A 22,790-nucleotide genomic window follows, 5' to 3' on the forward strand; every position below is an offset into this window, starting at 1 on the left:
CGCTGTTCGCGGGCGGCCACAGTTCTCACGTCTGGTGCCGGTCAGTCGTCCAGCCAGTCGAGGCGTCGCCCGCCCCGGTCCGCCTGTCCGTCCGGGCGGGCGCGACCCGCCTGCGCCGGGTCGTTGGGGTAGCCGTTGTCGTAGCCGCCCCCGCGCTGCTGCGGCGGCTCCTGACCGTAGCCGCCCTGCTGGCCGTAACCACCCTGCGGGGCCTGGCCGTAGCCGTCGCCGTACCCGCCGCCCTGCTGGCCGTAGCCGCCCGACTGGTGACCGCCGTCGTAACCGCCACCGGCGTTGCCGTAGCCACCGGCCGGCGCGTCGCCGTAGCCGCCCTGCTGACGGCCGTTGTCGTAGCCACCGGTCGCGTTGCTGTCGTAGCCACCCTGCGAGCGGCTGTCGTAGCCACCGGGGTTGTCGTAGCCGCCTGCGGGCGCGTCGCCGTATCCGCCGCCTGCCGCGCGACCACCGTCGTAGCCGCCGGCCGGGGCGTCACCGTAGCCACCCGCGGGGGCGTTGTCGTACCCGCCGGTCGGCGCGTCGCCGTAGCCGCCGCCCGCGGTCCGGCCGCCGCCGTACGCCGGGGCGTCGCCGTACCCGCCGGTCGGGTTGTCGCCGTAGCCACCGCCCGCGGCGTTGCCGTAGGCGCCGGTGGCCTCGCCGTATCCGCCCTGCGGCCGAGCGTTGTCGTACCCGCCGGTCGCGCCGTTGTCATAGCCGCCCGAGGCGGCGCCGCCGTAGCCACCGGCCGCGCCGTAACCGTCGGCCTGCTCCGCGCCACGGCCGTACGGGGCCGAGCCGGCCTGGTCGTAGCCGCGCTCCTGCTCCGGCTGGTAGGTGCTGGTCGGGTACGGGTCGGCCGCCGGCGCGTACTGCGTGCTGTCACCGGTGTAGCGGCCGGTCGGCTCGTCGAAGCGTTCGTTGCCGTAGCCGCCGCCCTGGGCCGCGTAACCGGCCGCGCCGGCCGCCCCGGCACCGGCGGCGTAGTCCGGGCTGCCGTAGCCGGCACCGGAGGAGGGGCCGTTGCCGTAGCCGCCGCCCGAGGAGGGCGCGTTGCCGTAGCCGCCCGCGCCGCCGTAACCACCCTGGCCCGGTGCGTCGTCGCCGTAGCCGTAACCGCCCTGGCCACCGCCGACGCCGTAGGACGGGCCGGGCGGGGCGCCGTACGGGTCCGGCGGGACGTCGTCCACCACCGGCCGCTGGAGCATGGTGGGGGCGTCGCTGATCGAGGGGCCGCCGACCATCGTCGCGGACGGTCCGGCGCCCATGCCGTTCACCACCCGGGTCTGGTCGTCGGTGCCGTGGTACGCGCCCCGGGCCGCCGGAATCGCGCCGGCCGCGGCGGCCCCACCCGGGCCACCCGGACCGGTCGGCCCACCCGGACCGTCGCCGTCGTCGTCGCCCTCGTTCTTGCGGCGCATGTAGAGCAGCACGATGGTGCCCACGCCGACGGCGACGAAGAGGCCGCCGAGCAGGATGAGCAGCCAGGAGCCGAAGCCGCCGGAGTCCTCGTTGGCGGCCGGCTGCTGCGCGGCGGGCGCCTCCGCCGACGGGGTGTCGGTCGCCTCCTCGTCGAGCGGCTCCTCGGACGGCGGAGCGGACTCACTCGCCGACGGGGTGGCGCTCGGGCTAGCCGACGCCCGCAGCTGGATGCTGAGCCGGACGCCGGTCACCGACTGGCCGGCGTTCGCGTTTATCGACCGGGCGACGGGCGAGGCGCCGTCGGTGGAGGCGCCGAGGTCGATCCGGCCGGGCGCGATCGGGTTGGAGTCGGAGCCGCTGAAGCTGAAGTTGCCGTTGCCGCTGGTGTTGGTGCGGCGTTCCTTGCCCGCGCTGTCACGGAGCATGACCAGGGCGCCCTCGATCGGGTCGCCGTCAGCGTTGACCACCTTGCCGGAGACCGTCTTGACGGTCTGCGGCTGCTGCGGCGTGGGCGGGGCAGCAGCCCGCACGGTCACCCGGAGTTGCCGAGGCGGCCCGCCGCTCACCGTGATTCTCGCGGACCGGTTGTCAGCCGGCGCGTTGGCGGCTGCGGTCAAAGTCAGCGTGACCGTCTGATCCTGATCGCCGTTGAAATCGACCCGACCGCAACCTCCGCAGTTGACGCCGTCGGGGAGGTCCTGCACGTCGACGTCGGCGGATGTCTCACCGCCGGTCGGGCGGACCGTGACTGAAACCGTGCTGCTCTTGCCTGCCTCAACAGTCACGGAGTTGGTGGCGGTGACGATCTGTGCCGCGAGGGCGGGGGATGCGGGGACGGTGAGCAGGGCGCCGAAGACCAGCGCTACGACCACACCGGCCCGCTGCTTCCAGGCACGTCGGTGTGTTGACACGTCCACCGCCTTCCGGGTCTGACCTCCCCACCGGCCGCTCGGCCGGGGTTGATCACTCACGGTACGAATAACGCCGTCGGCAACTATGCCTTGTCTGACCGGATCATCTCTACCCAGGGCCGCCGTCGGACGGCCTTCTGCCGGGTCGTATCGTCCCGTCGTGTCCTCTCCGCACGCTTATTCCGAAGCGGTACTCGCCGCGCTGGCGGCGCTGGACGAGGGGCGTACGCCCGAACGGCCGGTGCTCCGGGAGGCGGTCCGGACCCTCTTGGCTGCCCTCGCGGATCGCGCCCCCGGCCGATCGGTGGAGGTGCGCGTCCCACCCTACGGTGCGGTCCAGTGCGTGAGTGGTCCACGACACACCCGCGGTACGCCGCCGAACGTGGTCGAGATGGATCCGGCGACCTGGCTGGCGGTTGCCACCGGGCGACAGGGGTGGGCGGAAACGGTCACGGAGGGTCGCATCCGGGTTTCCGGAAACCGGGCTGACCTCTCCCCGTACCTCCCGATTTAGGCGTCGGGCAGCGCAAACCCTGCTCACGCTGAGCGGAGACTCCGTGACTGTCAGTGGCGACTGCTGGTCGCGTACACTGAGAGCCGACGACGGTCCCGGCCCATGCGTGCGGAGCTGCCCCCCTGACTCCGCCAGGCCAGTCCAGACCCCACTGCGAGGGAGCGGCAGGTGCCCCGAGGCGATGGCCGGCTGAGCCACGACCTTGACCCCCAGCGACCCGGCCCACAGGACGCGTGCGGCGTCTTCGGCGTCTGGGCGCCGGGTGAAGAGGTCGCCAACCTCACCTACTTCGGGCTCTACGCCCTCCAGCACCGGGGTCAGGAGGCCGCGGGCATCGCGGTCAGCGACGGTTCCGGTGTCGTGGTCTACAAGGACCTCGGCCTGGTCGCCCAGGTGTTCGACGAGCCGACGCTGGCGAGCCTGCGCGGGCACGTCGCGATCGGGCACGCGCGCTACTCCACCACCGGCGGCTCGACCTGGGAGAACGCCCAGCCGACCATCCGGGCCACGAGTGCCGGCACCACGATCGCGCTGGCGCACAACGGCAACCTCGTAAACACCGCCGAGTTGCAGCGCGAGGCCGCCGTGCGCGGGCTCGACTCCGACGGCTCGACGAACGACACCTCACTGGTCACCATGCTGCTGGCGAGCCGGCCCGACCTGTCGGTCGAGGCGGCCGCGCTCGAGGTGCTGCCGCAGCTGCGTGGCGCGTTCAGCTTCGTCTTCATGGACGAGTCGACGCTCTACGCGGCGCGTGACGCGCACGGCGTACGCCCGTTGGTGCTCGGCCGGCTCGAACGCGGCTGGGTGGTGGCGAGCGAGACCGCCGCGCTGGACATCGTCGGCGCGAGCGTGGTCCGCGAGGTCGAGCCGGGCGAGCTGATCGCCATCGACGAGAACGGGCTGCGGTCCAGCCGGTTCGCCTCGCCCGAGCCCAAGGGCTGTCTCTTCGAGTACGTGTACATCGCCCGGCCGGACGCCACCATCGCCGGCCGCAACGTGCACGCCGCGCGGGTGCAGATCGGCCGCCAGCTCGCCAAGGAGCACCCGGTCGAGGCCGACCTGGTGATCCCGGTGCCGGAGTCCGGCACGCCGGCCGCGATCGGCTACGCCGAGGAATCCGGCATCACCTACGGCCAGGGCCTGATGAAGAACCCGTACGTCGGGCGCACGTTCATCCAGCCCTCGCAGACGCTGCGCGCGCTCGGCGTCCGGCTGAAGCTGAACCCGCTGCGGCAGAACGTCCGCGGCAAGCGTCTGGTCGTGGTGGACGACTCGATCGTGCGGGGCACCACCCAGCGGGCGATCGTCCGGCTGCTGCGCGAGGCGGGCGCACTGGAGGTCCACGTCCGGATCTCCTCGCCGCCGGTCAGCTGGCCCTGCTTCTACGGCATCGACTTCGCCACCCGCGCCGAGCTGCTCGCGAACGGGCTGGACAACGAGGGCATCCGGCGGTCCATCGGCGCCGACTCGCTCGGTTACGTATCGCTGCCCGGTCTCATCGCCGCGACCGAGCAGCCGAAGAGCCGGCTCTGCCGGGCGTGCTTCGATGGGGAGTACCCGATCGAACTGCCGGCCGGGAACCTGATCGGCAAGCACGTGCTCGAAGGAGTGGGACGCCGGGTCGCCGCCGAGGCGGCCGGGCCGACCGGTCCGCTCGTCGCCACACCGACCCACCACCCGTAGCACCACCGACGCGGGTCCGGCCGCTCCGGGCTCGCGGGAACCACAAAGGGGAGAACCGTGACGCACGTGTCCGAGCGCAGCGGCGCAGGATCCAGCCCGACGGGCGCCGGCGGCGACCGCCAGCCCTGGTCGGCGGGGTCCGGCCGGACGCAGCGCAAACGCTCGGTCTCGTACGCCGACGCCGGGGTGTCGATCGAGGCGGGCGACCGCGCTGTCGAGCTGCTCAAGTCCAAGGTCAAGGAGACCCGGCGCCCCGAGGTCATGGGTGACCTGGGCGGCTTCGCCGGCCTGTTCCGGCTGGACACGAAGAAGTACAAGAACCCGATCCTGGCGTCCTCGACCGACGGCGTGGGCACCAAGCTGGTGATCGCCCAGCAGCTCGACATCCACGACACGGTCGGCATCGACCTGGTCGCCATGGTCGTCGACGACCTGGTGGCCTGCGGCGCCGAGCCGCTGTTCCTGCTCGACTACATCGCCACCGGCGAGGTCGTACCGGACAAGGTCGCCGAGATCGGCGCCGGCATCGCGGACGGCTGCCGGTACGCCGGCTGCGCGCTGCTCGGTGGCGAGACCGCCGAGCACCCGGGCGTGCTGCGCCCCGACGAGTACGACATCTCCGCCACCGGCGTCGGCGTGGTGGAGGAGAGCGAGATCCTCAGCCCGGAGCGGGTCGAGGTGGGCGACGTGGTGATCGCGATGCGCTCGTCCGGCCTGCACTCCAACGGCTACTCCCTGGTCCGGCACGTGCTGCTCGGCGCCGGCCGGATGCGGCTGGACGTGGTGATCGACGACTTCGGCCGCCAGCGGACGCTCGGCGAGGAGCTGCTCACCCCGACCAAGATCTACGCGCAGGACTGCCTCAAGCTGATCGCCGAGGCCGAGGTGCGGGCGCTGGCCCACGTCACCGGCGGCGGCATCCCCGGCAACCTGGTCCGGGTGCTGCCCGAGAACGTCGACGCCGTGGTCAACCGCTCCACCTGGAAGCCGCAGCCGATCTTCGACCTGATCCAGTCCAAGGGCCGGATCGAGGACCCGGAGATGGAGGCCACGTTCAACATGGGCGTCGGCATGTTCGCCATCGTCTCCGCCGAGGACGCCGACCGCGCGCTGGCCACCCTGACCGGCCGGGGCGTGGACGCCTGGCAGGCCGGCGAGATCATCGAGGGGTCCGGCAACGTGCAGATGGTCGGACAGCACACCCGAGGCTGATCACCCTGCGCCGATCGGCCGGGCACGTGATCGGGGGTTCACCCGAGCGGTCGCCGCGGCCTAGCCTGGAGGTTCGGTTTTCAGGCAGGCGGGGGAGGTGCTGATGGCTGCGCGCGCGCCCGAAGGGATGCGGGGCATCGCCGCCGTCCCGTCGTACGTGGTGATGCAGCCGACGACGCTGTGCAACCTCGACTGCGCCTACTGCTATCTCCCCTTCCGGGCGGCCGACAGGCGGATGCCGGTGGCCGTCGCCGAGGCGGTGGCGGCGTCGGTGAACCCGTGGGCGGTGGGCGGTCGCTTCTCCGTGGTCTGGCACGGCGGCGAGCCGCTCGCGGCCGGCCGGGAGCACCTGGCCGCGCTGCTGGCGCCCTTCGGGCCGGACGTCGAGCACCACGTGCAGACGAACGCCACGCTGATCGACGACGCCTGGTGCGCGTTCTTCGCGGAGCACGGGGTGCGGGTCAGCGTCAGCGTGGACGGGCCGCGGGCGCGCAACGGCGAGCGGGTCACCCGGGGCGGGCGGCCCGCGTACGACCGGATCGTGGCGGGTGTGGCGGCGCTGCGCCGCCACGGTCTGCCCTTCTCGGCGCTCGCGGTGGTCTCGCGGCCGGAGCCGGGCCTGGCGACCGAACTGTACGACTACTTCCTCGACCTGGGCTGCGACGTGCTCGGCGTCAACATCGAGGAGACCGAGGGCGTCAACACGCGGACGAACGCGCGCGACGAGGGCGCGGTCACCGGGTTCTGGGCGGAGCTGGTCGCGGCCTGGCGCCGGGATCCCCGGATCCATCTGCGTGAGGTGGAGTGGTCGCTGCGGTACGCGGGCGCGGTGCTGGCCGGCACCGCGGACGACCTGCTGCCCCGCAGCCTCGACCCGATCCCGACGGTCGGGCACGACGGCTCGGTGGTGGTGCTCTCGCCCGAGCTGGCCGGCTTCACCGACGCCCGGTACGGCGACTTCGCCAGCGGAAACGTGCTCACCACGCCGCTGGGCGACATCCTCGCCGGCGCGGCCGGCACACCGTGGGTGGACGAGTTCCTCACCGGCGTGGAGGCGTGCCGGACGTCCTGCGCGTACTTCGGGTTCTGTGGCGGTGGGCACGCCGCCAACCGTTACTTCGAGCTGGGGCGTTTCGACGGTACGGAGACCGAGCACTGCCGCAACAGCAAGATCCGCCTACTGGAGGGAGTGTTGGAGCATGCCCGAGACCATCAGTGACACCGACCGGGAGGCGGTTGCCGACCGGGTGCGGGACGCCGCTGCGGGGCTTACCGCTCTGCTCCGTGAGGCGGAGGCGGCGCGGCTGCTGCGGGCGGAGGTGCCGGGAGGCGACGGCGCCAACGCGGTGTGCGCGTGGAACCACTTCGAGAACATCCCGACGTTCTACAACTGGAACAACCGGCCGCGCTGAGGGGACGGTTCCGCGATCAAGGACCTGCCGGCGCGTCGGAGCGGACGCCCGGAGCGCCGGCAGGTCCCTGATCGTCGGTCGTGAGCCGGCTCAGCAGAGCACATGCGTGAGCACGCGGGGGTTGCCGCGTGCTCAGATGTGACCGGAGGTCAGCGGGTCGGACGAGCCCAGGTGTCCGGGTCGTCGTCCGCGTGGTCCTCGTCATCGTCGTCGACATACTCTTTGTAGTCGTCGTCGAAGTTGTGCTCAGACTTACCACTACCCGCCAGTTCGCGCTGCAAGGCGGTTAGGTCGGTGTTCGGGGAGTGGTACTTCAACTCCCGGGCCACCTTCGTCTGCTTGGCCTTAGCACGGCCGCGCCCCATGGCTCGACCCCCTCGCACAGAATGCGGGGCAGCCCGAAGGCGGGCCCCGATGACGTCAGGCATCTCTCGTGGCTCTTACGGTACATGGGGATGCCATCGTTCGGCACCTCGGGTCACCGTCGGCTGGACCTGCGCGTCGCTGTGGTCCCGCCGTCACAAAGTGTACCGGGTAAGGGGTAAGGCCCGGGGCTGGCCGTGACACCGGACAAATGCGTACGAACAAGCCCGAGATTCAGCTTAACGCGCGCGGCCTCCGGGGGTGGAGCGCCGCTCCGCCCCCGGAGTGAGCTTCACCGCAGATGGATCGTGCGCAGCCGGCCGACCTCGGCCATCCGCCGCTCGGCGAGCCGGTCCGCGGCGACCGCCGGCGGCACGCCCTCGTCGTCGGCGAGCTGGAGGATCTGCCGGGTGGTGTCGAAGATCCGGGTCGCGCGCAGCTTGGCGCGGTCGAAGTTGAAGCCCTCGATCTCGTCGGCGACCTGGATCACGCCGCCCGCGTTCACCACGTAGTCCGGCGTGTAGAGGATGCCCCGGTCGGCCAGCACCTTCTCGATGCCCGGGTGGGCGAGCTGGTTGTTCGCCGCCCCGGTGACAACCTTCGCCCGCAGCACCGGCACGGTGTCGTCGTTCAGCGCGCCGCCGAGCGCGCACGGCGCGTACACGTCGATGTCGGAGCTGACCAGCGCCTCGGTGTCGTCGACCAGGGTGACCTGCGGGTGGGTGGTGCGCGCCCACTCCTGGGCGCGCGGGTTGACGTCGGTCGCCACGACCTCGGCGCCGTCGTCGAGCAGGTGTGCGGTCAGGTACTTGCCGACCTTGCCCAGCCCGGCCACGCCGACCCGCCGGCCGGCCAGCGTCGGGCTGCCCCAGACGTGCTCGGCTGCCGCCCGCATGCCCTGGAACACGCCCCAGGCGGTGAGGATCGAGGAGTCCCCGGCGCCGCCGTGCTCCACGCTGCGGCCGGTCACGTAGCGGGTCTCGCGGGCGATCACGTCCATGTCCGCCACGTAGGTGCCCACGTCGCAGGCGGTGTAGTAGCGGCCGTTCAGCGACTCGACGAAGCGGCCGTACGCGCGCAGCAGCGCTTCGCTCTTGATCTGCTCGGGGTCACCCCAGATGACCGCCTTGCCACCACCGAGGTCGAGGTTCGCCAGGGCGTTCTTGTAGGCCATGCCGCGCGAGAGGTCGAGCACGTCGGCGAGGGCGTCGGCCTCGCTGGCGTACGGGTAGAACCGGGTGCCGCCGAGCGCGGGGCCCAGCGCGGTCGAGTAGATCCCGATGATCGCCTTCAGGCCGGACTGCTTGTCCTGGCAGAACACGACCTGCTCATGCCCCGTGGAGACGGGGTCGTCGGTACTGGCGAATACGCCCATGGCTGACTCCTGTGTCGGTGTGCGCCCTTGTGGGGCGCGGAACCCGGGTGGCACGCCGGCGGGATGCTGCCGGTGTCGTAGAGCCTAATATCGGCCCGAACCGTACTGTCGCGCATGTCACGCCACGGGCCCGAGGGCGGCGACGGGCGGTCCCGTCTCGTGGGAGGATCGCGCCGTGCCGTCGCTCTTCGCTTCATACCTGCGCGTGTACGAGCCGCTCACCGCCTTCGACCGGGACCGGCAGTCGTACTGGCGCCGGTACGTCAGCGAGGGCCGCGCGATCGCTCCGCTGGAGGGTCCGGTGCGGCAGCGGACCGCGGTGATCGAGGCGCTCGGCGCCGGCTGGACCCGGCTGCCGGACCTGCCCGACGAGGCGTACGTCCTGGAGTCCGACGACGCGCTGCTGGTCTGCCCCTGGAACCTGCGTATCCGGGTCGCCGAGGCGGCGCTGAGCGCCCGCGACGGCGTGCCCTCGGTACTCGCCGACGCGTTCGTGCCGCCGGTGCTCGCCGGGCAGGCGAGGGCCGTGGTGGAGGACTGGCGCAGCGGGGCCCGGGTGCTGGAGCACGGGGTGCCCCGGGTGCACGAGCAGATCGCCACCTGGGGAGTGCCGCTGCGCTGGTTCGTGCTGTTCGAGGCCGGCGAGCGGCATCTGGTGACCGAGCCGGAGCGGCGGGCGCTGCGCTACCGCACCGAGATCTCCAAGGCGCGCCGCCGGGCGTCGCGCGCGCTGTCGGTGCTGCGCAAGTCGATCGGGGAGGCGCCGATCACCGAGGCGGTCGAGGAGGCGGCCCGGTGGCTGGAGGAGTTCCACCCGCGTTCGGTGGTCGAACTGGACTACGGCGGTCTGGTGCAACTTCTGCCGGACGAGACGCTCGAGGCCGACGACTCGACCGATCTGGTGGCCACCGGACTGTCCGGACTGGGCCGGGGCGAGGCCGAGGAGGCGTCCGCCGCGTACGACAAGCTGGTCGCCCGCTGGCGCGCGGTGCAGCTGCTGGAGCGCTGCAACTGACGCCCGGTTTACCCCGCTAAGTGGCCTTGGACACGAGAGTGTCTCGTAGCTGATGCGTCACGAACCGTGATCATGAGTCCGAATAAGGTACTTTCTGCGGCATAAAAGTAGTAAAAATCGGGCATGGTTCATCCGTCCGTCTAGGGACCTTCAGCCGTTCGGCCCATGTCGGACATCGGGGACTAGCCGGACCATGGGAGACGCGTCGGCCGGCGGGACCCCGGCCGATGTCTATACATGTGGAGGAGTGACCCCGATGGCATCGCGAACGCACGAACCTGAGCCGCTACTCACACCGGCCGAGGTGGCGTCGATGTTCCGTGTCGACCCGAAGACGGTGACCCGGTGGGCGAAGGCTGGCAAGCTCAGTGCCATCCGGACCCTTGGTGGCCACCGCCGCTACCGCGAGTCGGAGGTTCGGGCCCTGCTGCAGGGGCAGATCCCCCAGCAGCGCCAGGGAGACTGACGAACCGGCGTTCTCCGGCGTTCCGATCAAGGGCGGTGCCGTCACGGCGCCGCCCTTAGTCGTGTCCGGAGCCCGGTCCGTCCAGCACGATCCGCAGCCCCACCGTGCCGCGCTCGCCCCGGCGCAGCCGGCTACCGAGCAGGCTCAGCCGCCCGATCAGCCGGTACTTCTGCTTGAGTAGCCCCCGGACCCGGTTCGTGCTCTCCGGGTCGGCGATCGTCGCGTGACCCGGCACCGCCTCGCCGTGCGGCCGGCCGCGTACGTCGCACGGCGCCACGGTGACCCGGCCGTCGCGCCGGATGCGCTTCACCTTGCCGGAGTCGGCCACCGTCCACACCGCCAGCCCGTCGCCGTCGCGTACCGCCCACACCGGAGTCGGCACCGCCCGGCCGTCCTTGCGGAACGTGGTGAGCAGGACGTACTTCTCCGCCGCCAGGCGGTCCAGGTCGGTCACGCCGCCAAGGATACGGCCGCCACGGCACCGCCGACCGCCGGATAGCGTGCTCACATGACCGGGGAACCCGAGATCGGCGACGTGTTCGGCGAGATGATCCGCGACGCGTACGCGGTCGCCACCGGGATCGGACCGCGCCCGATGGCCGGCGGTCGCCTGCCCCGCCCGGTCATCGAGATCATCGAGCGCGACGACGGGCTGATCAACGGCGCGCCCGCCGGGCACTACCTGGACCCGCCGCAGCGGTGGCAGCCGCACGACCACCGGGCCGTGGACCGGGTACGCGGGCACGTGCTCGACGTCGGCGTCGGCGCTGGCCGGATCGCGCTGCACCTCCAGGACCGGGGTATACCGGTCACCGGGCTGGACACGTCCATCGGCGCGCTGCGGGTCAGCCGGCACCGGGGCGTACGCGACCTGGTGCACGGCACCGTCGACGAGCACGCCGCCGACGGCCACCGGTACGACACGTTCCTGCTGCTCGGAAACAACCTGGGACTGTTCGAGGGGCGGGAACGCGCCCCGGCGATGCTCGCCGCGCTCGCCGCGCTGGCCCGCCCCGGCGCGCGGGTGATCGCCCATGGCGCCGACCCGTACGGGACCACCGACCCGGTGCACACCGCCTATCACGAGCGCAACCGGCAGCGGGGCCGGCTCGGCGGGCAACTGCGGCTGCGGTTGCGCTACCGGCTGCTCGGCACCGAGTGGTTCGACTACCTGGTCTGCTCGCCGGAGGAGTTCGCCGAGCTGGTTGACGGCTCTCCGTGGCGACTGGCCGACGTGGACGACACCGACCATCCCTACTACCTCGCCACGCTGGAGCTGCGACGTTAGGAAGGGCCCCTTTCAAGCGCCTAGGCGTTAAGAAGGGGCCCTTCCTTACATGCTCAGACCTGGACGGTGGGGGTGGTCTGCTCCGGGGGCAGCCCGCCGTCGCCGTCGACCACCTCGTCCGGCGTGCCGTCCTCGTCGATGTCCACCATGGTGATGTCCACCTTGCCGTCACCGTCGGTGTCGAACTGGAACAGGTCGGCCTTGCCGTCGCCGTCGGTGTCCACCACCCACACGTCGGTCTTGCCGTCGTTGTTGGTGTCCGCGCGGAGCAGGTCCACCCGCTCGTCGCCGCGGGTCTCGACCGTCTCGGTGTTCTCCGCGCTCTCCGGTGCCTGGCTCATCTCGTTCCTTCCTTCGGCGTTGACGGCCGTCCTTACCCCGTCCGCTCCGCCCCCACGCATCCCGGCGGCCCGGCCCTGCATAGGGTCGCACGCAGGAACGAGCGAGCGGACGGGCCCGGCGGCGGAGACCCCGCGCGCCCCCGCCGCGGCGAGGGGACACCGATGAGTGGTCGTTTTGTGGTCGTCGGGGCCGGCACCATGGGGCTCGGCATCGCGTACGTGGCGGCCGGCGCCGGGTACGCGGTCGAACTGGTCGAGGTCGACCCCGCCCGGGGCGCCGAGGCCCTGCGCCGGCTCGGCGAACTCTGGGACCGGGGGGTGCGGCGCGGCAAGCTGACCGAGGAGGCCGCCACCGCCAACCGTGAGCGCGTCACGCTCCGGGCCGGACTCGCCGAGGTGGCCGAGGGCGCCGACGTGATCGTGGAGGCGGTGCCCGAGCGGCTCGACCTCAAGCGCGCCGTCCTGCGCGAGGCGGAGAGCCGCCGGCCGGTGCTGCTGGGCAGCAACACGTCCAGTATCCCGATCGCCGAACTGGCCGCCGGGCTGGACCGGCCCGCCGGCTTCGTCGGGTTGCACTTCTTCAATCCGGTGTGGGCGATGGCGCTGCTCGAGGTCGTGGTCGGCCCGGCCACCGCGCCGGAGACCACCGAGGCGGCCGTCGCGCTCGCCGCCCGGCTGGGCAAGGACCCCGTCGTCGTACGCGACATGCCCGGCTTCGCCACCTCCCGCCTCGGCGTCACGCTCGGCCTGGAGGCGATCCGGATGGTGGCCGACGAGGTGGCGAGCCCGGCCGACATCGACAAGGCGATGGTGCTCGGCTACCGGCACCCGATCGGCCCGCTGGAGCTGACCGACCTGGTCGGGCTGGACGTGCGGCTCGACATCGCGCGCACGCTCCAGGCCGCGTACGGCGACCGTTTCGCGCCGCCGCCGCTGCTGGTCGAGATGGTCGCCGCCGGGAAGCTCGGCAAGAAGTCGGGTCAGGGCTTCTACACCTGGAAGGACGGCGTGAAGCAGTGAGCGCGAGGAGTGAGCTTGCGAGCCCCGCAGTCGCGAACGAAGGGCCGGCGCAGTGAGTGGGCTGCGGATCGAGGAGCTGCCGGACCGGCTGGTGGTCACGCTGGACCGGCCGGAGAAGCGCAACGCGATCGACGCCGACCTGGTGGGTGAGCTGCACGCGGTCTGCGCCGACCTGGAGGTGCGTCCCCGGCTGCTGTTGCTCACCGGCGGGACGGCGGGCATCTTCGCCGGGGGCGCCGACATCGCCCAGCTCCGCGAGCGCGGCCGGCTGGACGCGTTGGCCGCCATCAACCAGGGCGTCTTCGCCCGGATCCGGGCCCTGCCGATGCCCACCGTGGCGGCAGTCGACGGGCCGGCGCTGGGCGGCGGCGCCGAACTCGCGTACGCCTGCGATCTCCGGGTGTGCACGGACCGCGCGGTGTTCGGCCAGCCCGAGGTGCGGCTGGGCATCCTGGCGGGCGCCGGCGCGACCTACCGGCTGCCGGCGCTGATCGGTGAGGCCCGGGCCAAGGAACTGCTGTTCACCGGCCGGCGGGTGGACGCCGAGGAGGCGCTGCGGATCGGGCTGGTGAACCGGGTGGTCGCCGACCCGGCAGAGCTGCTGCCCACCGCGCACGGCCTGCTCGACGAGATGGCGAAGGGTTCCGCGCTGGCGCTGCGGCTGACCAAGATGGCGGTGGACGCCCCGGCGGCCGCGCACCCGCAGCTCGACCTGCTGAGCCAGGCGGTGCTCTTCGAGGACGAGGAGAAGCACCGGCGGATGACCGAGTTCCTGGACCGGCGCCGGACCCGCTGAGCCAGACGACGAGGGCCGCACCGGTGTTCCCGGTGCGGCCCTTCGCGTCGGTACGCGTCAGTTCTTGATGTCGACTCCCGCGTCGTCCAGCGCGGTGATCGCCGGCGCGGACTCGGCGAAGCCGATGAGCAGCAGCGCCTCCGGCCCGAACGCCTTGATCTCCTTGGCGGTGCCGCTGAAGTCGACGGGCGTCTTCGGGTCGGCCGGCGGCTCGTAGGTGAGCAGCTTGATCCGGTCCGCGCCGATGCCGGCCTTCTCCAGCTCCGAGCGGACGTTCTCCTGGAGGCCCTCGCCGTACGAGTCCTTACGGGCCAGGATGGCGATCTTGCGCGGCCCGTCCCGGAGCATCACGTCGGCCAGCGCGCGACCCTGGAGGCTGTCCGGCGGGGCGGTACGGAAGTACAGGCCCTTGTCGTCCACCGCGCTCAGCCCCGCGTCGGTGTTCGACGGGGAGAACAGGATCCGGCCGGCGGCCACCACGTCCGGCAGCACGGCCCGCGAGATGCCGGAGCCGCCCGCGCCGATGATGACGTGGACGCCCTTGCTGACGTGCGAGGCGACAGTGGCCTTGGCGACCTCGGGGTTGGTGCCGTCGTCGCCCTCGATCCACTTCACCGGCTCACCGAGCACCCCACCGGCGGCGTTGACCTCCCGGATCGCGAGTGCCGCGCCGGCGGCCAGCGGCGGGTTGGCCAGCGCCAGGTCACCGGTCTTCGGCAGCAGCCCGCCGAGGACCAGCGGGGCGTCCTTCGCCTTCCCGTCGCGCAGCTTGCGGCCCCGCGGCGGGGTCTTGGTGCTCGCCCCGGACTCCTCACCGGCACCGACGAACTCGGTCTTGCTGTCGTCGATCTTCTGGTTGTCGAAGTGCATGGTGCCGTAGCTCGCGGTGGCCGGCTCGCCGGTGTCGGTGAACCCGGCGCGGGTCAGCGACACGCCCCGGTACTCGATGTCACGGCCGGCGCGGGCGAGCTCCAGGCAGGCCGACACGTCGTCGCAGCGCTCGCCGCCGGTGGTCACCCCGACGATCTGCTCGGCGATCTCGGCCGGCGCGGTGGTGCCGGCGAGCTGGGCGGCCAGCGCGCTGATCACGACCGCGTCGTACGACTCGGCGGAGTAGAGGAAGTCACCCAGCTTCGGGTCTACGGCGAGTAGTCGCTCCTTGAAGCTGTCGGCCAGCGGAGTGAGGGGCGTGGTGCCCTTCATCCCGTTCACCAGGTCCGCCCGGTCCTTTAGCTCCGTGGGGTATGAATTGAGCATGTTGCCGTCGGTGCCGTAGAGGCGAACCTGGGTGGCAGGCGTTTCCTCCGGCTCGTCGCTCCCGCAGGCGCTCGTGGCGAGCAGAAGCGCCGCGCAAGCCATGGACAGGGCAGCGCGCGACGTGCGTGTTCTCAGCATGGTCGTCCTTCCTCCGGCGAAGGTCCGCTGCGCACCTTAGCGTGCTCGCGCGGCAGGCGGGACTGTGGAGTCGGCTCCGTCGGCACCCCGACTGCGGGTATCACTCTGCGTGGTCAAAGTGCTGTTCGCGGGTCACGGCTTGACCCCCGGCGATACTGTTCCGCGGGTGAACGACGAAGCACAGCAGACGCTCGACGACGCGACCGCCGTGCTCCGTTCGGCCCTCGCCGGGGACGGCGCAGGCGTGGTGGGCACGTTCGACGCGGTGGTGGACCGCTCCGGCCTCGCCGGGGCGTACGGAGTGGCGTGGTGCCTCGCCGCCACCATGCTCGGCGACGACGCACCGGCCGGCGGGGCCGCCCTCGACTTCCCCGGCATCGACCAGGCCGACTACGACACCCGCTGGGTGGCCCGCTTCGTCAGCGCGTGCGCCAACGACGACGCCGACACCGGCGAGGCGCTGTTCGGGGCGGCGGCCGCCGACGGCCTGCTGCCCGACTGCCTGCTCACCCTCGCCGGATCGACAATCGCCACGCTGCGCAGCCGGTCGGACTGAACCCCGCCGCGTGGCACAACGCCCCGGCTGTGGTAGCTGTGGGTGCATGTCCGAGGCGATGCTCAGCAAGGTGCGCAAGCTGCTCGCCCAGGCCGAGGACCCGGCCTGCACGCCCGCCGAGTCGGCCGCCTTCATGGCCAAGGCCACCGAGCTGATCGCCCGCTACGGCGTCGACCGGGCGCTGCTCGCCGCACGCGACCCGGCCGCCGATCCGGTGGGCGACCGGACCGTCGAGGTGGTCGCGCCGTACGCCCGGGACAAGGCCGGCCTGCTCGCGTCGGTCGCCGAACCGTTGCGCTGCCGATGCGTACGCCGCCGCGAGGGCAGCGGTTTCGTCATGCACATGTTCGGCTTCGCCAGCGACCTGGAACGGGTAGAGCTGCTGTTCACCTCGCTGCTGGTGCAGGCCGCGCACGGGTTGGCAGGTGCTGTCGTACCGGCTGGGGAGCACCCGGCGGCGTTCCGGCGTACCTGGCTGGCCGGCTTCGCGTACGTCGTCGCGGAACGACTGCGCGCGGCCGAGAGCAAGGCGGTGGCGGAGTCGGGTGGACCCTCGACCGCACTGGTGCTGACCGACCGATCCGATCGCGTCCAGCGCCGGGTCGCCGAGGCGTACCCCCGGTTGCGCACCGCCCCGCGACGACGGCTGGCGGGCGGCGGCTTCGGTTCCGGCGCGGACGCCGGCCGCCGGGCCGACCTCGGCGGCCCCGGCGTGGGAGGAACCGGCGCGGCGCCCGGCATCGGCGGCTGACCGGGCCCGCGGGGCCTGCCGGCCCGGGCGCTCGCCTCGGCGCGGTCAGGCGGCGGTGCGGGCGACGGTCGCCAGGTAGCGGCAGAGCAGTTCGTGCCAGCCCGCGGTGAGCGCCTCGCGGTAGCCCTCGGCCGCCGTGCCGTGCCGGTCGAAGTAACGGTGCTCGACGTCCACCCGGGTCTGTTCCGGACCGTCGGCGTGGAACAGGACCTCCACCTCACTGGCCCGTGCCGGATCGGGCACAGGCACCCGGTCCGGGCCGATCTGCCAGGTGAAGACCAGGCGCCGGGGCGGATCCCAGGTCAGCACGCGACCCCAGTCGTTGCGAAAGCCGTACGGCCCGATCTCGTAGAGCATGCCGCCCGCCCGGGGCTCGATGCCGATCGCGGCGAGCGCCTCCGGGCCGGACCAGGTGTACTCCCGCACCCACCAGTCGGCGAGCGCTTCGGTGAACACGGCGTACGCCCGCTCGGCGGACGCCGGGGCGAGCAGATTGCTGCGGAGGGAGAACCGGTCGGATTCCTGCCGGACCTCATCCGGATCGGCCATCTCCTGTCCCATAGGTCCGGACCATACCGGCTCATGTCTCGGTGCGCAGCTTCCGTTCCGCCCGCTTCCGGACACCGGGAACACCGGTTCCCGACAACACTGAGTGGCGGTACAGGCGCTCTGTGCAAGGCCCGGCAGGGGCAGGTGACGGATGCCGTACCGGAAAGCGGGTAAGCGCCGCCGACCGGACCGATGGGAGAGCGGAGCGCATGAGCGACAGGCGAGCCACCGAACCAGTGCCGGACCCCGGCTACGAGCCGCCTACCAAGCCGGTCGATCCCGAGTCGGAGCCGGACGTCCTGCTCGACGTCCCGGAGTTGACCGTCGACGAGATCCGGCTCGCGGTGGACGGGCTCGACGCCGACCTGTCGCTGCGCGCCCGGCTGGCCAATCTGCTCCAACTCGACGCCGGGGTCCGGGTGCACCTGGAAGGCGTCGAGCTGGACATCACCGGGGTGAGCGCCGAGGCGCTGCTCAAGGTGCGGCTGGAGAAGCTCGTGCAGATCCTGGACCGGGCGCTGACCACCATCGACCGCAACCCGCAGCTGATCGACGCGCTGGCCCGCTCGGCCGGGGTCGCCCTGGACGACGTGCACCGGCTCGCCGCGCCGGTCGTGGACCAGACCGGGCGTACGGTGGCCGCGGCCGGCGAGGTGGTCGAGCGCAACGCTCCGGCGGCGGTCAATCGGGCGGCGCCGGCGGCCGGTGAGGTGGTCGATCGGGCGGGGCCGGCGGTGTCCGGCCCGATCGAGGCACCCGAACCGCCCCAGCGCCCGGCCCGGACGGAGTCCCCACCGGCTGGTGGCGATCGGCCGAAGCCGTCACCGGCAGGAGGTGCCCGGCCGCCGGAGCCGTCACCATCGCCCACTGGCTCACCGGCCCCTGGCGCCGGGCGGGAGAGCAAGGCGAAGTCCGAGCGCGCTGCCGGCTCGGAGCGGGGCGCCGGCGCGGGCTCGTCGGCCGACCGGTCCGGCGAGAAGGGCCGCGGTTCGGAGCGAACCGGCCAGCCGGCGAGCGCCGCAGCCGAGGCGGCGCAGCTGGCGGGACAGGCCGGACAGGCGCTCCGGCAGGCAGGCCGAAGCGTCTGGGAGGCGATCCAGGGCAGCCCCACCCAGAACCGCCGCCCGCCCAAACCCTAACCCGCCCGCCCGCCCTCGCCCAGCCCACCCTCAGCGCGGTGATCAAGGAGTTTGTGTCCGGTTCACCCGCCCTGGATGACACCAACTCCTTGATCAACCGGGTGTCCGTGCTTCAGCTGAGATCGCGGCCGAGGTCGGCGAGCAGGGCCTCGACGCGGGCCCGGATCTCGTCGCGTACGCCTCGCACCACGTCGAGGGACTGGCCGGCGGGGTCGGTGAGTTTCCAGTCCTCGTACCGTTTCCCGGGGAAGACCGGGCAGGCGTCGCCGCAGCCCATGGTGACGATGACGTCGCCGGCCTCGGCGGCGTCCCAGGTCAGCCGGGCCGGCGTCTGACCGGCGAGGTCGATGCCCACCTCCCGCATGGCCTCGACCGCGACCGGGTTGATCCGGTCGGCGGGCTCGCTCCCGGCGGAGCGGACCTCGACGGAGTCGCCCGCCAGATGGCGGAGCCACGCGGCGGCCATCTGGGAGCGGCCGGCGTTGTGCACGCAGACGAACAGGACGCTCGGCTTGTCACTCATCGCGCTTCGGTCTCCCGGGTGAGGTGCGGTACCACCACGTCGTCCGCGGTGTCGGCGGCGTGCGGGTACCAGAGGGCGAGGGCGGCGACGGCGACCACGCCGCCGGCCAGTTGGGCGGCGACGAAGCCGGGCACCGAGGCGGGCGCGATGCCCGCGAACGTGTCGGTGAGGGCCCGGCCGACGGTGACGGCGGGGTTGGCGAACGAGGTCGACGACGTGAACCAGTAGGCCGCGCCGATCCAGGCGCCGACGGCGGCCGGCGCGGCGGCGGTACGGCCGGACCGGGCGAGCGCGAACACCAGCACCACCAGGCCCGCGGTGGCGACCACCTCGGCCAGCAGGAGGTGGCCTCCGCCGCGTGCGGTGCGGGACCAGGTCACGGCCGGCAGGCCGAACATCAGGTGGGCGAGGACGGCTCCGGTGATCGCGCCGCCGACCTGCGCCACGGCGTACGCGACGAGGTCCCGCCCGGTGAGGCCGGTTCCCGCGCGCCGGCCCAGCCACCAGTCGACGGCGGACACCACCGGGTTGAAGTGGGCGCCGGACACCGGGCCGAAGATCAGGATGAGCGCGCCCAGCGCGAGCGCGGTGGCGATCGCGTTCTCCAGCAGTTGCAGCCCGGTGTCGGCCGGGGAGAGCCGGGTGGCCGCGATGCCGGAGCCGACCACGGCGGTGACCAGCAGCGCGGTGCCCGCGAACTCCGCCGAGGCACGCCGAGGCAGGGCGAGCGTCACGAGTCGTGGGCGGGGATCTGGAGCAGCGCGCCGAGCTGGCGGAACACCTCGGGGCGTACCCGGTACCAGACCCAGGTGCCGCGCCGCTCGGAGTCGACCAGCCTGGCGTCCCGCAGCACCTTGAGATGGTGCGAGATGGTCGGCCCGGACAGGTCGAACGCCGGGGTCAGGTCGCAGACGCAGATCTCCGGCGCCGAGGCGATCATCGACATCAGGCGCAGCCGGACCGGGTCGCCGAGCGCCTTGAACATCGGCGCCACCACCGCCGCCTGGTCCGGCTCCATCGGGCGTACGGACATCGGCGGGCAGCAGGCGACCGCGTTGACGTCCACCAGCGGCAGCGCTTGTTTCGACATTCCTCTAGGTTGACAGACTTCAAAACAGGGGGCAAGGTTGGTCCTGCTTCGATAATCATCTAGACAGGGAGTTCACATGTCCCGCGTCCAGCTCGCCCTGCGCGTGTCCGACCTCGAAGGCTCCGTCGCCTTCTACAGCAAGCTGTTCGGCGTCGAGCCGGCGAAGCGCCGCCCCGGCTACGCCAACTTCGCGGTGGAGAACCCGCCGCTGAAGCTCGTACTCCTCGAAGGTGAGCCCGGCCTGCCGACGGTGATGGACCACCTCGGGGTCGAGGTGGCCACCACCGACGAGGTGAACGCCGCGACCAGCCGGCTCACCGAGTCCGGCCTGATCACGCTCGAGGAGAACGACACCGAGTGCTGCTACGCGCTCCAGGACAAGGTGTGGGTGCGCGGTCCCGGCGACGAGCCGTGGGAGGTCTACACGGTCAAGGCCGACTCGCCGCAGTTGGAGAAGGTGACCGAGAGCGCCTGCTGCGCCTCGGACACCGCCGAGCAGCCCGCCGCGGTCTGACCCGGATACGGCAAGGATCCCCATCGGAGTGTCCGCCGGTGGGGATCCTTCCCGACGGTTCAGCTACGCCGCCTGAGCGCCGAGCCCTAGCGGGACCGGACCACCGCCGTGACCTCGACCTCGAGCACAGCGCCCGGTAGGAAGAGCTTGCTGATTTCGACAGTCGTGCTCGCCGGCGGCGGTGTGCCCGTGAAGATCCGGCGCCGGACGGCCGCGTACGCCGGCAGGTCAGCCAGGTCCGTCATGAACGTGCGGATGTGCAGCACGTCGTCGAAGCACGCGCCGTGCGCCGCGAGCACGCCGCTCACGATCTCGAAGATCCGTTCGGCCTGGGCGCCAGGGTCTCCGGGGGCCACCACCTTGCCCTCGTCGTCGACGGCGACCTGTCCGGCGAGCATCAGCAGCGCGCCGCCGCCGACATCGATCCGGGCGACGTGCGCGAAGCGGTCGCCGAACGGCGCCGCGACGGCTGCGGGGTTGTCCAGGGTGAGGCGCATCAGCATCCCTTCGGGAAATCGGCTGAGACGAGGGAGGAGAGATCCGCGTCCTGGTCAGGCGCGGCCTGCATCAGGTCGAGGGCGGCCTCCAGCACGGGAGCCGGCGCCGGGCGGCGCAGCGCCAGCCGCGCGTCCTTCGCCGCCAACGCGACTGCGAACGAGGCGCTTGGGGCTGTGGCCCGTCCGACCGCGCCGGCAAGGGCCCCACGGCCGAGGACGTCGAGGGCGGTCTGCCTGTCGACACCGAGCGCCGTGGCGACAGCGAGCGCGTCGTGCAGCGCGGCGACAGCAGTCACCAAGCCCGTGTTCGCGACGAGCTTGACGGCGGCGCCTGCGCCGATCGGACCGCAGTGGCGGACCGTCCCGAGTCGCCCCAGCACCGGAGCCGCACTCTCCACGGCATCGGCAGGGCCGCCCGCGAAGATCACCAGCGTGCCGGCCTCGGCGGCGTTGACGCTGCCGCCGACGGGGGCGTCGAGGAGGGAGGCGCCCGCAGGAAGCCGGTCGGCCACCGCTCGTACCTCGTCCGGCCCGATCGTCGACATCTGTACCACGACCGTCCCGGGCCGGAGCGCGGTGGCGGCGCCGTCCGGCCCGAACAGCACCGTCTCGACCGCGCCGGCGTCGGCGAGCATGACGACGACGACGTCGGCTCCGTCGACCGCGGCGGACGGGCTCACGGCCACCGTCGCGCCGACCGCGGCGAGCGGCTCCGAACGCTCCGGGCTGCGGTTCCACACTCTGACCCGGTTGCCACCGGCAAGGAGGCGACGCGCGATCGGCGTACCCATGTGTCCTGTCCCGAGAACCGCGATGATCTTCACGCCGTAACGCTAGGCCGGTGAGAGCAATGCGACCAACGAATGTCTCGCATGCCTGCCATGCGTGATTACCATGCCTGCCATGGAGACTGAGCTGCTGGAGGTGTTCCGCACCGTCGCGCGGCACGGCTCGATCACCACCGCCGCACGCGCCCTCAGCTTCACCCAATCGGCTGTCTCCCGGCAGATCGCCGCGCTCGAGGCCGACATCGGCGCTCGGCTCTTCGACCGGCTGCCCCGTGGCGTCACCCTGACCGAGGAGGGACGAGAGCTGCTCCCGCACGCCGAGGCGGTCCTCGACCGGCTCGACGCGGCCCGGCGTGACCTTGAGGACCTGCGCGGGCTCGGCCGAGGGCGGCTGCGTGTGGGTGCCTTCCCGACCGCTGTCGCGGCTCTCGTACCCCGGGCGATGGCGTCGTTCCGCTCGTCCCATCCCGAGATCTCGCTGTCGCTGGTCGAGGGCGTGACGCCGCGGCTGCTGGAGCGCCTGCTCGCGGAGGAGGCGGATGTGGCAGTGGTCAGCACCTCGCCCACAGGAGAGCTGGACCGCGAACGATTCGACCTGCGACATCTGCTCGACGAGCGGCTCCTGGTCGCGGTCGCGCGTGACCACCGGCTCGCGCACCGCCGCTCGGTGCGCCTGGCGGACCTTGCCCAGGACGCGTTCGTCGTGGGCTCGGCCACCGCGGAGAACAGCCTGCTCCGGGCAAGCCTGCCCAGCGGCTTCTCACCGCGCATCGACATCGTCGCGGCCGAGTGGACCGGCAAGCTGGGATGCGTCGCCGCCGGGTTGGGGGTGGCTCTGGTCCCGGCCCTGGCGGTACGCGGAACCCCACCGGACATCGCCCTGCTACGCCTGCATCCGGACGACGAGTCGGTACGGCAGATATTCGCGGCGACCGTGCGGGGCAGGACGCCGTCGCCGACGGTCACGCAGTTTCTCGAGCATCTGCGGGCGGAGGCGGCCCACCTGGGCTGAAAAGCAGAACGCCGACCTGCGTTCCCGCTGGTCGGCGTTCCTGTAGCCCGGCGAAAGGCTATGTGGCCAGGGGCGGGGTCGAACCGCCGACCTTCCGATTTTCAGTCGGACGCTCGTACCAACTGAGCTACCTGGCCGTGGTGCTCGGCACATGCTAC

General features: G+C 72.3%; 27 protein-coding genes and 1 tRNA gene. 15 read left to right on the forward strand and 13 right to left on the reverse strand.

Going from position 1 to position 22,790, the window contains the following annotated elements:
• Positions 1 to 41: 41 nt before the first annotated feature.
• Positions 42 to 2,330, reverse strand: coding sequence for a carboxypeptidase regulatory-like domain-containing protein (locus ACQP26_RS01000; RefSeq protein WP_433494686.1), 2,289 nt, complete (start codon positions 2,328 to 2,330; stop codon positions 42 to 44).
• Between the two features lie 160 nt (positions 2,331 to 2,490).
• Between ACQP26_RS01000 and ACQP26_RS01005 the strand changes: the two genes are divergently transcribed.
• From ACQP26_RS01005 to amcA, 5 genes are all read left to right on the forward strand, one after another.
• Positions 2,491 to 2,844: a sterol carrier family protein gene (locus tag ACQP26_RS01005; RefSeq protein ID WP_269703075.1), complete on the forward strand. Its 354-nt coding sequence runs from the start codon at positions 2,491 to 2,493 to the stop codon at positions 2,842 to 2,844.
• Positions 2,845 to 3,012: 168 nt separating this feature from the next.
• The gene (purF, locus tag ACQP26_RS01010) at positions 3,013 to 4,530 is read left to right on the forward strand and encodes an amidophosphoribosyltransferase (RefSeq protein WP_091414138.1); all 1,518 of its coding nucleotides are present in this window, start codon (positions 3,013 to 3,015) and stop codon (positions 4,528 to 4,530) included.
• A gap of 57 nt (positions 4,531 to 4,587) precedes the next feature.
• Positions 4,588 to 5,742, forward strand: coding sequence for a phosphoribosylformylglycinamidine cyclo-ligase (gene purM / locus ACQP26_RS01015; protein ID WP_120572279.1), 1,155 nt, complete (start codon positions 4,588 to 4,590; stop codon positions 5,740 to 5,742).
• 127 nt (positions 5,743 to 5,869) lie between these two features.
• Positions 5,870 to 6,961, forward strand: a complete 1,092-nt coding sequence (gene amcB, locus ACQP26_RS01020) for a cyclophane-forming radical SAM peptide maturase AmcB (protein WP_433496067.1) — start codon at positions 5,870 to 5,872, stop codon at positions 6,959 to 6,961.
• On the forward strand, positions 6,942 to 7,154 hold the full coding sequence (gene amcA / locus ACQP26_RS01025) for a multiple cyclophane-containing RiPP AmcA (RefSeq protein WP_269703069.1): 213 nt from the start codon (positions 6,942 to 6,944) through the stop codon (positions 7,152 to 7,154). The genes amcB and amcA overlap by 20 nt, the downstream gene beginning before the upstream one ends.
• A gap of 149 nt (positions 7,155 to 7,303) precedes the next feature.
• On the opposite strand, the gene ACQP26_RS01030 is transcribed toward amcA, so the two are convergent.
• Together ACQP26_RS01030 and ACQP26_RS01035 are read right to left on the reverse strand one after the other, a co-directional pair.
• On the reverse strand, positions 7,304 to 7,519 hold the full coding sequence (locus ACQP26_RS01030; protein WP_013283429.1) for a DUF3073 domain-containing protein: 216 nt from the start codon (positions 7,517 to 7,519) through the stop codon (positions 7,304 to 7,306).
• Between the two features lie 290 nt (positions 7,520 to 7,809).
• On the reverse strand, positions 7,810 to 8,892 hold the full coding sequence (locus tag ACQP26_RS01035) for a Leu/Phe/Val dehydrogenase (RefSeq protein WP_269703067.1): 1,083 nt from the start codon (positions 8,890 to 8,892) through the stop codon (positions 7,810 to 7,812).
• Between the two features lie 175 nt (positions 8,893 to 9,067).
• On the opposite strand from ACQP26_RS01035, the gene ACQP26_RS01040 reads away from it, so the two are divergent.
• Positions 9,068 to 9,907, forward strand: a complete 840-nt coding sequence (locus ACQP26_RS01040) for a hypothetical protein (RefSeq protein WP_269703066.1) — start codon at positions 9,068 to 9,070, stop codon at positions 9,905 to 9,907.
• A gap of 256 nt (positions 9,908 to 10,163) precedes the next feature.
• Entirely contained in the window at positions 10,164 to 10,373 is a 210-nt protein-coding gene (locus tag ACQP26_RS01045; RefSeq protein WP_007073996.1) for a BldC family transcriptional regulator, read from the forward strand.
• A 55-nt stretch (positions 10,374 to 10,428) separates the two neighbouring features.
• Here ACQP26_RS01045 and ACQP26_RS01050 read toward each other — a convergent pair whose 3' ends face one another.
• Positions 10,429 to 10,827, reverse strand: coding sequence for a PPOX class F420-dependent oxidoreductase (locus tag ACQP26_RS01050; protein WP_269703065.1), 399 nt, complete (start codon positions 10,825 to 10,827; stop codon positions 10,429 to 10,431).
• A gap of 54 nt (positions 10,828 to 10,881) precedes the next feature.
• Here ACQP26_RS01050 and ACQP26_RS01055 point away from each other — a divergent pair, with 54 nt between their 5' ends.
• Complete coding sequence (locus tag ACQP26_RS01055; RefSeq protein ID WP_433494687.1) at positions 10,882 to 11,661, forward strand: class I SAM-dependent methyltransferase; 780 nt, start codon at positions 10,882 to 10,884, stop codon at positions 11,659 to 11,661.
• A 53-nt stretch (positions 11,662 to 11,714) separates the two neighbouring features.
• Here ACQP26_RS01055 and ACQP26_RS01060 read toward each other — a convergent pair whose 3' ends face one another.
• Positions 11,715 to 12,002 (reverse strand): hypothetical protein, encoded by a 288-nt coding sequence (locus tag ACQP26_RS01060; RefSeq protein WP_043327533.1) that lies wholly within the window; start codon positions 12,000 to 12,002, stop codon positions 11,715 to 11,717.
• A gap of 162 nt (positions 12,003 to 12,164) precedes the next feature.
• Here ACQP26_RS01060 and ACQP26_RS01065 point away from each other — a divergent pair, with 162 nt between their 5' ends.
• Complete coding sequence (locus tag ACQP26_RS01065) at positions 12,165 to 13,022, forward strand: 3-hydroxyacyl-CoA dehydrogenase family protein (RefSeq protein ID WP_433494688.1); 858 nt, start codon at positions 12,165 to 12,167, stop codon at positions 13,020 to 13,022.
• A 52-nt stretch (positions 13,023 to 13,074) separates the two neighbouring features.
• Positions 13,075 to 13,818 (forward strand): enoyl-CoA hydratase/isomerase family protein, encoded by a 744-nt coding sequence (locus ACQP26_RS01070; RefSeq protein ID WP_433494689.1) that lies wholly within the window; start codon positions 13,075 to 13,077, stop codon positions 13,816 to 13,818.
• A gap of 57 nt (positions 13,819 to 13,875) precedes the next feature.
• Here ACQP26_RS01070 and ACQP26_RS01075 read toward each other — a convergent pair whose 3' ends face one another.
• Positions 13,876 to 15,213, reverse strand: a complete 1,338-nt coding sequence (locus ACQP26_RS01075) for an ABC transporter substrate-binding protein (RefSeq protein ID WP_269703061.1) — start codon at positions 15,211 to 15,213, stop codon at positions 13,876 to 13,878.
• Positions 15,214 to 15,379: 166 nt separating this feature from the next.
• On the opposite strand from ACQP26_RS01075, the gene ACQP26_RS01080 reads away from it, so the two are divergent.
• The gene (locus ACQP26_RS01080; protein ID WP_043327529.1) at positions 15,380 to 15,769 is read left to right on the forward strand and encodes a hypothetical protein; all 390 of its coding nucleotides are present in this window, start codon (positions 15,380 to 15,382) and stop codon (positions 15,767 to 15,769) included.
• A 46-nt stretch (positions 15,770 to 15,815) separates the two neighbouring features.
• Positions 15,816 to 16,520, forward strand: a complete 705-nt coding sequence (locus ACQP26_RS01085) for a DUF2786 domain-containing protein (protein WP_281579343.1) — start codon at positions 15,816 to 15,818, stop codon at positions 16,518 to 16,520.
• Between the two features lie 45 nt (positions 16,521 to 16,565).
• On the opposite strand, the gene ACQP26_RS01090 is transcribed toward ACQP26_RS01085, so the two are convergent.
• Positions 16,566 to 17,081, reverse strand: a complete 516-nt coding sequence (locus ACQP26_RS01090) for an SRPBCC family protein (RefSeq protein ID WP_269703056.1) — start codon at positions 17,079 to 17,081, stop codon at positions 16,566 to 16,568.
• 197 nt (positions 17,082 to 17,278) lie between these two features.
• Here ACQP26_RS01090 and ACQP26_RS01095 point away from each other — a divergent pair, with 197 nt between their 5' ends.
• Positions 17,279 to 18,208, forward strand: coding sequence for a hypothetical protein (locus tag ACQP26_RS01095; protein WP_433494690.1), 930 nt, complete (start codon positions 17,279 to 17,281; stop codon positions 18,206 to 18,208).
• A gap of 112 nt (positions 18,209 to 18,320) precedes the next feature.
• Here the strand turns inward: ACQP26_RS01095 and ACQP26_RS01100 are convergent, their stop codons facing one another.
• From ACQP26_RS01100 to ACQP26_RS01110, 3 genes are read right to left on the reverse strand one after another with little or no spacing between them, the layout of a single operon-like run.
• Positions 18,321 to 18,731, reverse strand: coding sequence for an arsenate reductase ArsC (locus tag ACQP26_RS01100; protein WP_433494691.1), 411 nt, complete (start codon positions 18,729 to 18,731; stop codon positions 18,321 to 18,323).
• A complete protein-coding gene (locus ACQP26_RS01105; protein WP_269703051.1) occupies positions 18,728 to 19,465 on the reverse strand; it encodes an aquaporin in 738 nt (245 codons plus the stop codon). The genes ACQP26_RS01100 and ACQP26_RS01105 overlap by 4 nt, the downstream gene beginning before the upstream one ends.
• Positions 19,462 to 19,821 (reverse strand): ArsR/SmtB family transcription factor, encoded by a 360-nt coding sequence (locus tag ACQP26_RS01110; protein ID WP_433494692.1) that lies wholly within the window; start codon positions 19,819 to 19,821, stop codon positions 19,462 to 19,464. The genes ACQP26_RS01105 and ACQP26_RS01110 overlap by 4 nt, the downstream gene beginning before the upstream one ends.
• 76 nt (positions 19,822 to 19,897) lie before the next feature.
• Between ACQP26_RS01110 and ACQP26_RS01115 the strand changes: the two genes are divergently transcribed.
• Entirely contained in the window at positions 19,898 to 20,335 is a 438-nt protein-coding gene (locus ACQP26_RS01115) for an ArsI/CadI family heavy metal resistance metalloenzyme (RefSeq protein WP_269703046.1), read from the forward strand.
• Positions 20,336 to 20,421: 86 nt separating this feature from the next.
• Here ACQP26_RS01115 and ACQP26_RS01120 read toward each other — a convergent pair whose 3' ends face one another.
• Entirely contained in the window at positions 20,422 to 20,832 is a 411-nt protein-coding gene (locus ACQP26_RS01120; protein ID WP_269703045.1) for a RidA family protein, read from the reverse strand.
• Complete coding sequence (locus ACQP26_RS01125) at positions 20,832 to 21,656, reverse strand: NAD(P)-dependent oxidoreductase (protein WP_433494693.1); 825 nt, start codon at positions 21,654 to 21,656, stop codon at positions 20,832 to 20,834. Before ACQP26_RS01125 ends, ACQP26_RS01120 begins: the two co-directional genes overlap by 1 nt.
• A 79-nt stretch (positions 21,657 to 21,735) precedes the next feature.
• On the opposite strand from ACQP26_RS01125, the gene ACQP26_RS01130 reads away from it, so the two are divergent.
• Positions 21,736 to 22,632: a LysR family transcriptional regulator gene (locus tag ACQP26_RS01130; protein ID WP_433494694.1), complete on the forward strand. Its 897-nt coding sequence runs from the start codon at positions 21,736 to 21,738 to the stop codon at positions 22,630 to 22,632.
• A 63-nt stretch (positions 22,633 to 22,695) separates the two neighbouring features.
• Here the strand turns inward: ACQP26_RS01130 and ACQP26_RS01135 are convergent.
• A tRNA-Phe gene (locus ACQP26_RS01135) sits at positions 22,696 to 22,769 on the reverse strand.
• Between the last annotated feature and the right edge of the window lie 21 nt (positions 22,770 to 22,790).

This window comes from Micromonospora sp. CA-248089, assembly GCF_050948515.1.
Classification (GTDB): Bacteria; Actinomycetota; Actinomycetes; order Mycobacteriales; family Micromonosporaceae; genus Micromonospora.

Bases quoted from the DNA above. Each gene is read 5' to 3' on its own strand.
- amcB (WP_433496067.1), top strand. From the start codon at position 5,870: ATGCGGGGCATCGCCGCCGTCCCGTCGTACGTGGTGATGCAGCCGACG.
- amcA (WP_269703069.1), top strand. From the start codon at position 6,942: ATGCCCGAGACCATCAGTGACACCGACCGGGAGGCGGTTGCCGACCGG.
- ACQP26_RS01030 (WP_013283429.1), bottom strand. From the start codon at position 7,519: ATGGGGCGCGGCCGTGCTAAGGCCAAGCAGACGAAGGTGGCCCGGGAG.
- ACQP26_RS01035 (WP_269703067.1), bottom strand. From the start codon at position 8,892: ATGGGCGTATTCGCCAGTACCGACGACCCCGTCTCCACGGGGCATGAG.
- ACQP26_RS01045 (WP_007073996.1), top strand. From the start codon at position 10,164: ATGGCATCGCGAACGCACGAACCTGAGCCGCTACTCACACCGGCCGAG.
- ACQP26_RS01055 (WP_433494687.1), top strand. From the start codon at position 10,882: ATGACCGGGGAACCCGAGATCGGCGACGTGTTCGGCGAGATGATCCGC.
- ACQP26_RS01060 (WP_043327533.1), bottom strand. From the start codon at position 12,002: ATGAGCCAGGCACCGGAGAGCGCGGAGAACACCGAGACGGTCGAGACC.
- ACQP26_RS01065 (WP_433494688.1), top strand. From the start codon at position 12,165: ATGAGTGGTCGTTTTGTGGTCGTCGGGGCCGGCACCATGGGGCTCGGC.
- ACQP26_RS01075 (WP_269703061.1), bottom strand. From the start codon at position 15,213: ATGCTGAGAACACGCACGTCGCGCGCTGCCCTGTCCATGGCTTGCGCG.
- ACQP26_RS01085 (WP_281579343.1), top strand. From the start codon at position 15,816: ATGTCCGAGGCGATGCTCAGCAAGGTGCGCAAGCTGCTCGCCCAGGCC.
- ACQP26_RS01090 (WP_269703056.1), bottom strand. From the start codon at position 17,081: ATGGGACAGGAGATGGCCGATCCGGATGAGGTCCGGCAGGAATCCGAC.
- ACQP26_RS01095 (WP_433494690.1), top strand. From the start codon at position 17,279: ATGAGCGACAGGCGAGCCACCGAACCAGTGCCGGACCCCGGCTACGAG.
- ACQP26_RS01100 (WP_433494691.1), bottom strand. From the start codon at position 18,731: ATGAGTGACAAGCCGAGCGTCCTGTTCGTCTGCGTGCACAACGCCGGC.
- ACQP26_RS01110 (WP_433494692.1), bottom strand. From the start codon at position 19,821: ATGTCGAAACAAGCGCTGCCGCTGGTGGACGTCAACGCGGTCGCCTGC.
- ACQP26_RS01115 (WP_269703046.1), top strand. From the start codon at position 19,898: ATGTCCCGCGTCCAGCTCGCCCTGCGCGTGTCCGACCTCGAAGGCTCC.
- ACQP26_RS01120 (WP_269703045.1), bottom strand. From the start codon at position 20,832: ATGCGCCTCACCCTGGACAACCCCGCAGCCGTCGCGGCGCCGTTCGGC.
- ACQP26_RS01130 (WP_433494694.1), top strand. From the start codon at position 21,736: ATGGAGACTGAGCTGCTGGAGGTGTTCCGCACCGTCGCGCGGCACGGC.